At 65.7% G+C, this 8,526-nt stretch carries 9 protein-coding genes and 1 pseudogene; 6 read left to right on the forward strand and 4 right to left on the reverse strand.

Going from position 1 to position 8,526, the window contains the following annotated elements:
* The first annotated feature begins 3 nt into the window (after positions 1–3).
* From hemC to ABID44_RS09660, 6 genes are all read left to right on the forward strand, one after another.
* On the forward strand, positions 4–951 hold the full coding sequence (hemC, locus tag ABID44_RS09635; protein WP_354151486.1) for a hydroxymethylbilane synthase: 948 nt from the start codon (positions 4–6) through the stop codon (positions 949–951).
* A gap of 5 nt (positions 952–956) precedes the next feature.
* On the forward strand, positions 957–1,703 hold the full coding sequence (locus ABID44_RS09640; RefSeq protein ID WP_354151487.1) for a uroporphyrinogen-III synthase: 747 nt from the start codon (positions 957–959) through the stop codon (positions 1,701–1,703).
* A 63-nt stretch (positions 1,704–1,766) separates the two neighbouring features.
* Positions 1,767–3,152 carry a COG4223 family protein gene (locus tag ABID44_RS09645; RefSeq protein ID WP_354151488.1) on the forward strand — a complete coding sequence of 462 codons (1,386 nt, stop codon included), beginning with the start codon at positions 1,767–1,769 and terminating at the stop codon, positions 3,150–3,152.
* 3 nt (positions 3,153–3,155) lie between these two features.
* Entirely contained in the window at positions 3,156–4,847 is a 1,692-nt protein-coding gene (locus ABID44_RS09650) for a heme biosynthesis protein HemY (RefSeq protein ID WP_354151489.1), read from the forward strand.
* Positions 4,847–5,326 carry a tellurite resistance TerB family protein gene (locus ABID44_RS09655; protein ID WP_354151490.1) on the forward strand — a complete coding sequence of 160 codons (480 nt, stop codon included), beginning with the start codon at positions 4,847–4,849 and terminating at the stop codon, positions 5,324–5,326. The genes ABID44_RS09650 and ABID44_RS09655 overlap by 1 nt, the downstream gene beginning before the upstream one ends.
* 42 nt (positions 5,327–5,368) lie before the next feature.
* Positions 5,369–6,079, forward strand: a complete 711-nt coding sequence (locus ABID44_RS09660) for a glutamine amidotransferase (RefSeq protein WP_354151491.1) — start codon at positions 5,369–5,371, stop codon at positions 6,077–6,079.
* 72 nt (positions 6,080–6,151) lie between these two features.
* On the opposite strand, the gene ABID44_RS09665 is transcribed toward ABID44_RS09660, so the two are convergent.
* From ABID44_RS09665 to ABID44_RS09680, 4 genes and pseudogenes are all read right to left on the reverse strand, one after another.
* Positions 6,152–6,733 (reverse strand): CarD family transcriptional regulator, encoded by a 582-nt coding sequence (locus ABID44_RS09665; protein WP_354151492.1) that lies wholly within the window; start codon positions 6,731–6,733, stop codon positions 6,152–6,154.
* 344 nt (positions 6,734–7,077) lie between these two features.
* Entirely contained in the window at positions 7,078–7,416 is a 339-nt protein-coding gene (fdxA, locus tag ABID44_RS09670; RefSeq protein WP_354151493.1) for a ferredoxin FdxA, read from the reverse strand.
* A gap of 150 nt (positions 7,417–7,566) precedes the next feature.
* Entirely contained in the window at positions 7,567–7,947 is a 381-nt protein-coding gene (locus ABID44_RS09675; RefSeq protein WP_354151494.1) for an RNA-binding S4 domain-containing protein, read from the reverse strand.
* A gap of 14 nt (positions 7,948–7,961) precedes the next feature.
* Positions 7,962–8,526, reverse strand: a pseudogene (locus ABID44_RS09680) (helicase); the annotation flags it as partial.

The raw sequence follows: 8,526 nt of genomic DNA on the forward strand, positions 1-8,526 counted from the left end.
GCGATGCAAACCGTAATGAAGAAGGGGCAAGCCGTGCTGAAGATCGGAACGCGCGCCAGTCCGCTGGCCATGGCGCAGGCGCATGAGGCGCGCGACCGGCTGATGGCGGCGCACGGGCTCGACGAGCAGAGCTTCGAGATCGTGCCGCTCACCACCACCGGCGACACCATTCAGGATCGCCCCCTTTCGGAAGCCGGCGGCAAGGGCCTGTTCACACGCGAACTGGAAGACGCGCTCTATGATGGGCGCATCGACATCGCCGTGCATTCCTCCAAGGACATGCCGACCGAACTGCCGCCGGGTCTGGTGCTGCCGGTGTTCCTGCCGCGTGAAGACGTGCGTGACTCCTTCATCAGCCTTTCCGCGCCGTCGATCATGGAGCTGCCGAAAGGCGTGAAATTCGGCTCCTCGTCGCTGCGGCGGCAGGCGCTGATCAGGCGTATGCGGCCCGATATCGACGTGGTGATGTTCCGTGGCAACGTGCAAAGCCGCCTGCGCAAGCTGGAGGAAGGCGTCGTTTCCGGCACCATGCTGGCGCTGGCGGGTCTGAGGCGGCTGAAGATGGAGCATGTCGCGACCGACATCATGCCGGTGGACAGTTTTCCGCCTGCGCCGGGGCAGGGGGCGATCAGCATCGAGCACCGCGAGGGCGATACGCAGGTGGCGCGCTTGCTGGCTCCGATCCATGACGAGGCGACGGGACAGGCGCTGGCCTGCGAACGCGCCTTCCTCGGCGCTCTCGACGGCTCTTGCCGAACCCCTATCGCCGGCCATGCGGTGATCGAGGGCGACAGGCTGAGCTTCCACGGACTCATCATCACCCCGGATGGCGGGACCTGGCACGAAATCGGCGCGGAAGGACGCGCCGGGGACGCCGCGGCAATCGGCGCGAAGGCCGGCGCGGATGTGCGTGAAAAGGCCGGCGCGCAATTCTTCGAGGGCTGGTTCTGACGCGCGTGCTCGTCACCCGGCCCGAACCGGACGCCGCGCGAACGGCGGTCCGGCTGGCCGGGCTGGGCTTCGAGCCCGTGGTGCTGCCGCTGTCACGCACCGTCGCCTTGAAGACAGATATTCCTTCCGCGCCAGCCGACGCCGTTGCCGTGACCAGCGCCAATGCGCTGCGCTATGCTTCGCGCGACCTGATCGGCAAGCTGTCTCCTCTGACCTGCTATGCGGTCGGCACGCGCACGGCCGAAGCAGCAAGGCAGGCCGGTTTCGCCCATGTCGAGCAAGGGCCGGGCGATGCTGCTGCGCTGGCGGAACGCATCGCCGCAACGTTTTCCGGCCGGCTTGCTTATCTGTGCGGGCGCGTGCGGTTTGCGGGCTTCGAGGAACGATTGGCCGCATCGGGCGTTCGTGTCGATGCGCTGGAGGTCTACGATACTGTGACGATCGGGCACGACGAGAACAGCATCCGCAACATGCTGGGCGCGCGCCCGGTCGAGGCGGTTTTGCTTTATTCGGCGGTTGCGGCGCAGGCGATGCAAGGGCTTTTGCAGCGAGAAAGCCTGCGCCCGCTGTTTGGAAACATGCAGTTCTTCGCCTTGTCGAAGCGGGTCGCAGCCGCTCTGGGGTCGGAATCCGCCGCCATGGTGAATGTGGCGGAGCAGCCTGCGGAGCCGGAATTGCTGAAGCTTCTGGCGAGGCGCATGGGGCACGCGGCCGGGGGCGCGTCATCACACCGCCCCTTTTCACTGCCTTGAGGTGTGCTAGACCTTTCTTGAAATCCGACGCCGTCAGGGCGGCATGCAGAATGGGGAGCCGGCATGGTCAAGACGCCGAAAACGCGCCACTCGAAGAGCAGCCGCGAGCCGGTGACCATCGATCTGGATGCGGATCAGGTATCGCGCATCGGGAAGGACGATCCGGTCAAGGCCGAGGCTGCGCCCGCAACGCCTCCAGCCGGGCAGACCCCGCCGGAGCCCGCTGAACCCGTTCAGGCTGAAGAGGCCAGGGCTGAGCAGCCTTCCGCGCCGAAGGCGGAGAGCCTTGCGCAGGACTACAGCTTCACGGAAGAGCGAGCGCCAGCGCCTGCCGAGGAACCGGCAAGGGAAGCGGATGAGCAAAAGCCCTTCGAGGCTTCGCCCGCCCGGCCCGATCCGGCTCGTCGCGGGGGGATGGGCATGATTGCCGCCGGCATCGTCGGCGGCGTGATCGTCATCGCCGGCGCGGGCGCCTTGCAATATGCCGGCCTTCTCGGTGCGCCGGGAGCGGGCTCTCCAACCGACAACAGCAGCCGGATCGTGGATTTGCAGGCGCAGATTGCCGATCTTGCGGCAACACGCGGCGACGATGGTGCGGCGCAGCAGGTCGAAAGCCTTTCAGCGGATGTCGGCCAGCTCAAAAGCGATCTGGCTTCCCTGAAAAGCGCTGTTGAGGCGGGTGCGGGAGCTGGCGACGACAGCGCGACGCTGGCGGCGCTTTCGCAGAAGGTCGAGCAGGTCGAGGCCAGTGTCAACGCGCTCGGCGAGGCCCCGCAAACGCAGCCGGTCGATCTTGCGCCCGTCAACGAAAGGCTCGCCGCGTTGGAACAGCAGGTGCGCGCCGCCGGCGAAGGCGTCGAGCAGCAGGCCAGCCGGCTGGCCGCCCTGGATCAGTCGCTCGCCGCCGTTTCCGGCAAGGTCGAGGAACAGGCCGATCAGCCGAAAATCGCGCTCGCCATCGCCGCCTCGGCGCTGAAATCGGCGCTGGAGCGTGGCGCGCCGTTCAACGCCGAACTGGAAACCTTCGCAGCGATCTCGCCGGAGGCCCCGCAACTCGACGCCTTGCGCGCCTATGCCGGGGAGGGCGTGGCGACGCGCGGCGAAATCGCCGCTCGGGCCGGTGCGGCGGCGGACGCCATGGTGGCGGCCGACAAACCCGTCGATGAAAATGCCGGCTTCGTCCAGCGCCTGATGTCGAGCGCGGAATCGCTGGTAAAGGTGCGGCCGATCGGGGCCGTCGAAGGGGCGGGCGTTCCCGAGACCGTGGCGCGGCTGGAGGCCGCCGTGAACGAGAACGACTACGCCGGGGCGCTTGCCGAATACGAGGCCCTGCCCGAACCGGTGAAGGCCGCGGGCGCGGATTTCGCCGCGACGCTCAAGGCCCGTGTGGACGCGGAAGCTCAGATCGACGCGCTGGTCGCGAGGACGATGAGCGGGGGCGAGGAATAACAGATGATCCGCATCCTGTTTTATCTCCTTGTCGTTCTGGCGCTGGGCCTCGGCTTCGCCTGGCTGGCGGACCGGCCGGGCGACATGGTGGTCACTTTCAGCGGCTATCGCTATCAGGTGAGCCTTATGGTCGCCGCCGTGGGCGTCGTCGCCGTCGTTGCGGCGACGATGATCGCGTGGTGGCTGGTCAAGTCGATCTGGAACAGTCCTTATGCGATTGCCCGGCATTTCCGCGTTCGGCGGCGTGATCGCGGTTATCAGGCGTTGTCCACCGGCATGATCGCCGCTGGAGCCGGCGACGCCGCGCTGGCGCGCAGGAAGGGCAAGGAAGCTGGCAAACTGATCAATTCGGATCAGGAGCCGCTGATCCACCTGCTGGAGGCGCAGACGGCGCTTCTGGAAGGTGACCACGATGCGGCCCGCCGCAAGTTCGAGGCGATGCTCGATGATCCCGAGACGCGCCTGCTCGGCCTGCGCGGTCTCTATCTGGAAGCCGAGCGCCTAGGCGACCGCAACGCGGCGCGTCACTATGCCGGGCGTGCGGCCGCCGTCGCCCCGCAGCTCAACTGGGCGACCGAATCGACCATCGAGGAACTGGCGGCGCGCAGCCAGTGGGACGGCGCGCTGGAACTGGTGGCGGCGCAGAAATCGACCAAGCGGATCGAGCCTGCCGTGGCCAACCGCCAGCGTGCGGTGCTGCTGACGGCCAAGGCTGCCGATCTGATGGATACCGACCCGGCGGTGGGGAAAGCAGCGGCGCTGGAGGCCAACAAGCTCCAGCCGGAATTCGTGCCGGCTGCCCTTGCCGCGGCGAAAGCGCTTCTGCGCAACGACGATGTGCGCAAGGCCTCGAAGATACTGGAGCATGTGTGGCGGGCTGCACCCCATCCGGAAGTGGCCGATCTCTACATTCATGCCCGCCCGGGCGACGCTGTGCTCGACCGGCTGAAGCGGGCGCGCAAGCTGCAGGACATGAAGAGAAACAACGCGGAGGCCGCGCTCGCCGTGGCGCGCGCGGCGTTCGATGCGAACGACTACCGCTCGGCGCGGGCGGAGGCGGAAGCCTCAATCCGCATCGATGCGCGTGAGGGCGCCTATCTGTTGCTCGCCGACATCGAGGAGGCGCAGACCGGCGACGAAGGCAAGGTGCGGCAGTGGCTGGCCAGGGCGGTGCGCGCGCCGCGCGATCCCGCCTGGGTGGCCGATGGCGTGATCAGCGAACATTGGGCTCCGGTCTCGCCGGTCACCGGCAGGCTCGATGCGTTCGAGTGGCGTGCGCCGGTCGAGCGGCTGGGCCAGCTGATCGACAGCGGCGACGCCGAAGAGGCTCGCAAACCAGCGCCCGCCATTCCCGCGCCCGCCGCCAGGGAGCGGCTGGGCGAAGTGGCCGAAGCGGACGTGATCGAAGCCAGTGCGCCGGCGACAGCGGAGCCCGCCGGTCCAGTCGCAGATAAGACGACGGTCGAGAAGACAATTTCCGTCAAGGAGGCTCCGGAAAAACCGGCCCCCGCAAAGCCGATCGCGGTCAAGGAAGCAGCCGGGCCCGTAAAGCCGGCGACAGTGCAAGAGATGCCGCCGCCGCCCGATGTCGAGAGCGCACGCCGGCAGGACTTCATGCCGCGTCTGCCGGACGACCCGGGAGTTGATCCGGACGAAGAGCACAAGCCGGAAGCAGCGAGGTTCAAGCTGTTCTGATGTTGGATCGTTTCCTGTCTTTCCTGAAAGATATTCCCGGCGGTTCTGGCCGCCACACCCGCGATGACGATCCGCGTGTGGCGGCGGCGGCGTTGCTCTATCACGTCATGAATGTCGACGGCGTGCGGCAGGACGCCGAATGGGAACGGCTGAAGGCGGTCCTCGGTGAAAGCTATTCCATTTCCGGAGCCGAGCTGGACGAACTGGCGCTGGCCGGCGAGCAGGCGGACCGCGAGGCCGTCGATCTTTACGCCTTCACCAGCGTGTTGAAACGCCATCTCGACGTCGAAGGGCGCAAGGCCTTCATCACCCTGATGTGGGAGATCGTCTTCGCTGACGGCGAACTGCATGAGCTTGAGGACAACACGGTCTGGCGGGTGGCCGAACTTCTGGATGTGGAGCGGCAGGATCGCATCGCCGCCCGCCGCAAGGTGGCGGCAAGTCTGCCGGACGCCGCGAAAACCCTTGATGAAGAATAGAGCAGGGCCATAATCCGGCTAACCGCTGCTGATTCTGTTCAGATGCTCGCCAGATCCCGCCCGAAAATACTGACCGTCCTGCATCAGGAAACCTCGAGCCCCGGCCGGGTCGGGCACATGCTCATCGAGCGCGGCTTCGATCTCGACATAAGGCGTCCGCCTCTGGGCGATCCCCTGCCGGACACGCTGGACGGCCATGCCGGCGCCGTCGTCTTCGGCGGACCGATGAGCGCAAACGATCCCGAAGAGTTCGTCAGGCGCGAAACCGAATGGATGCGTGTGCCGCTCAAGGAGAAGAAGCCGTTTCTCGGCATCTGCCTTGGTGCGCAGATGCTCGCCAAACATCTTGGCGGCAAGGTGGAGGGACACGGGCGCGGGCTAGTGGAGATCGGCTGGTATCCGATCGAGGCGACCGGCGATGGCCGGCAACTGCTGCACTGGCCCGATATGGTGTACCAGTTCCACCGCGAGGGGTTCACGCTGCCCGCGGACGCCACGCTGCTCGCGACCGCCGATGCCTACCCCAATCAGGCCTTCCGCTATGGCGAGAACGCCTACGGTATCCAGTTTCACGGTGAACTGACGCAGGCGATGATGCATCGCTGGGTGGTGCACGGGGCGCATCGGTTCACGCTTCCCGGCGCTCAGCCCGGCCGCGACCATCTCGGCGGACGGCTGATCTGGGACATGCATCTCCGACGCTGGCTGGGTGAATTCCTGGAGACGATCTTCGGCCACGCGCCGGTAAGGTGAGGTCGCCCAAAGAAAAACCGCGGACCTTGCGGCCCGCGGCTTGCTTAAATCCGGATGGCTTTCACCGAAGGATCAGGCGGCTTCTTCCTGCTCGCCTTCCTCGTTGTCGGCCTTGGCGCCGCGCTTGGGACCCTTGTTGAGGTTCACCTCGATCAGGCGAACGGCCTCGGTCTCCGACATGCGGTTGACGGCGGCGATCTCGCGGGCCATGCGGTCGAGGGCAGCCTCATAGAGCTGGCGCTCGGAGTAGGACTGCTCGGGCTGGTTCTCGGCGCGGTAAAGATCGCGCACGACTTCCGAGATCGAGATCAGATCGCCGGAATTGATCTTGGCATCGTATTCCTGGGCGCGGCGCGACCACATGGTGCGCTTGACGCGGGCGCGGCCCTGAACCACCTTCAGGGCGCGATCGACATAGTCGGTTTCCGACAGCTTGCGCATGCCGATGGTGGTGGCCTTGGCCACCGGAACCTTCAGCCGCATCTTGTCCTTCTGGAAATCGATGACGAACAATTCCAGCTTGTGCCCTGCTACCTCCTGCTCCTCGATGGTTACGATCTGGCCGACGCCGTGGGCGGGGTAGACGATGAACTCGCCGCTCTTGAAACCCTGACGCGTGGGAGCAGACTTCTTCTGCGGGGTGCTGGTTGCCATTACGCCATAGACTCCTTGTTGTGGCCGGCGACACGCCGACCGTACAGAGTGGGGCCGGACCAGCCGGCATCTGCCGCGCAACAGTGAACTATCCGGAAGAAGCTATAGACCCGTGGGGCGCTAAACGACCTCGTGGTCCAGATTGCTCTGGTCCGGATTGGGAGATTCACCTTTCAGTGATTAGGGCGTTCGCGCCATAAATCGACGTTGTGTCACCGGCATGTTGGCGCATTGATAACACAAAATGTCGCGAGAATCAAGATTTTGCTGCACACGCTAACGGCAAGCGCCGTGCAGTGCAAGCATGCCTGCCATTCGCAAAGGCACGATGACAAAATAAAGTGCTAGTCACCGCTGCCGGGTTCGGAAGAGAAATACTTGCCCAGTTTGCCGGCCTGCCCGTCGAATTCCGCGGCCTCGGGAAGGGGGTCCTTCTTAATGGTGATGTTCGGCCATTTTTCCGAGTATTCCGTGTTGAGCTCGATCCATTTCTCAAGGCCGGGCTCGGTGTCCGGGCGGATGGCGTCGGCCGGGCATTCCGGCTCGCAAACGCCGCAGTCGATGCATTCGTCCGGATTGATGACGAGCATGTTCTCGCCTTCATAAAAGCAGTCGACCGGACACACTTCGACACAGTCGGTGTATTTGCACTTGATGCAATTGTCGGTGACTACGTAGGTCATGCAAGGCTCCGCTGCACCCGTACAGGCTGTTTCAGGGCGCGTCATCGAGAGGTGAGGTAACGCCTTTGGCCGGCGCTTTCAAGGCGAAGCAGATGCGCCACAACGTCTCCGGAGGAATGATTTTGCGCTCCCCGCCGAAGAAGCGGGATGCTATTCCCGTCCCAGCAACCGATCGGTGCGCCGGCGTTCCCGCTTGGTCGGACGGCCGCTTCCGGTGTCGCGCAGAGGCAGGTGTGCATCCGGAATTTCCGCCTGCGATGGGGCAGGAGAAAGGTCCTCGTACAGCAACCGGGCCTCGGGCGCAGGGCCGCGCCTCGTGCCGGCGTCGACAACCTTCCAGACCAGAATACGGCGATCGAGCGTGATGGTGAGCACATCGCCCGGCTTCACCAGATCGGACGCCTGCGATGCTTTGTCGCGATTGATGCGAACCCGTCCGCTGACCGCCAGCCTGGCGGCCAGCGAGCGCGACTTAACGGCGCGCGCGAAAAACAGCCATTTGTCGATGCGCTGGCGGTCGGCCGCACCCATCGCCGGGCCTGCGATTATTTCTTGAGCTGGTCGCGCAGGGCGGCGAGCTTGGCGAAGGGCGAATCCGGATCGATGCGGGCGGGCCGTTCCTCGCGCTTGCGCTGCTCGAACTTCGGCTTGCCGCCACCCTTGGCGTCGTGTCGGTCGCCCTTGCGTTCGGCACGGTCGCCGCCCGGCTTGCCGCCCTTGCGATTGCGATCGAAGCGGCGGTTGTCGTCCTTGCGGCCGTCACCGCTTTCCGGGCGTTCGCCACCCTGGCGATCACCACGCGCCTGCTGTCCGCGCTGGCCGGGGCGACCGCCGGGACGCTGACGCTGCCGTTCGAAGCGTCCCTGTCGCCAGACGAGCACCGGCTTCGGCTCCTCGGCGGCTTCAGCAGGCTGCGCCTCGGCGGAAACTTCTTCCTGTTCCACCGTCGCCGCGACTTCGACAGGGTCGGCCATGGGCTCGGATGCTGCGGGCTCTGGTGCGGCCGGTTCCGCAGCTTCTTCCTGTTCCACCGTCGCCGCGACTTCGACAGGGTCGGCCATGGGCTCGGATGCTGCGGGCTCTGGTGCGGCCGGTTCCGCAGCTTCTTCC

The organism is Aquamicrobium ahrensii (genome assembly GCF_040545755.1).
Classification (GTDB): Bacteria; Pseudomonadota; Alphaproteobacteria; order Rhizobiales; family Rhizobiaceae; genus Mesorhizobium; species Mesorhizobium ahrensii.

Bases quoted from the DNA above. Each gene is read 5' to 3' on its own strand.
- ABID44_RS09655 (WP_354151490.1), top strand. From the start codon at position 4,847: ATGTTGGATCGTTTCCTGTCTTTCCTGAAAGATATTCCCGGCGGTTCT.
- fdxA (WP_354151493.1), bottom strand. From the start codon at position 7,416: ATGACCTACGTAGTCACCGACAATTGCATCAAGTGCAAATACACCGAC.
- ABID44_RS09675 (WP_354151494.1), bottom strand. From the start codon at position 7,947: ATGGGTGCGGCCGACCGCCAGCGCATCGACAAATGGCTGTTTTTCGCG.
- ABID44_RS09665 (WP_354151492.1), bottom strand. From the start codon at position 6,733: ATGGCAACCAGCACCCCGCAGAAGAAGTCTGCTCCCACGCGTCAGGGT.
- hemC (WP_354151486.1), top strand. From the start codon at position 4: ATGCAAACCGTAATGAAGAAGGGGCAAGCCGTGCTGAAGATCGGAACG.
- ABID44_RS09645 (WP_354151488.1), top strand. From the start codon at position 1,767: ATGGTCAAGACGCCGAAAACGCGCCACTCGAAGAGCAGCCGCGAGCCG.
- ABID44_RS09650 (WP_354151489.1), top strand. From the start codon at position 3,156: ATGATCCGCATCCTGTTTTATCTCCTTGTCGTTCTGGCGCTGGGCCTC.
- ABID44_RS09660 (WP_354151491.1), top strand. From the start codon at position 5,369: ATGCTCGCCAGATCCCGCCCGAAAATACTGACCGTCCTGCATCAGGAA.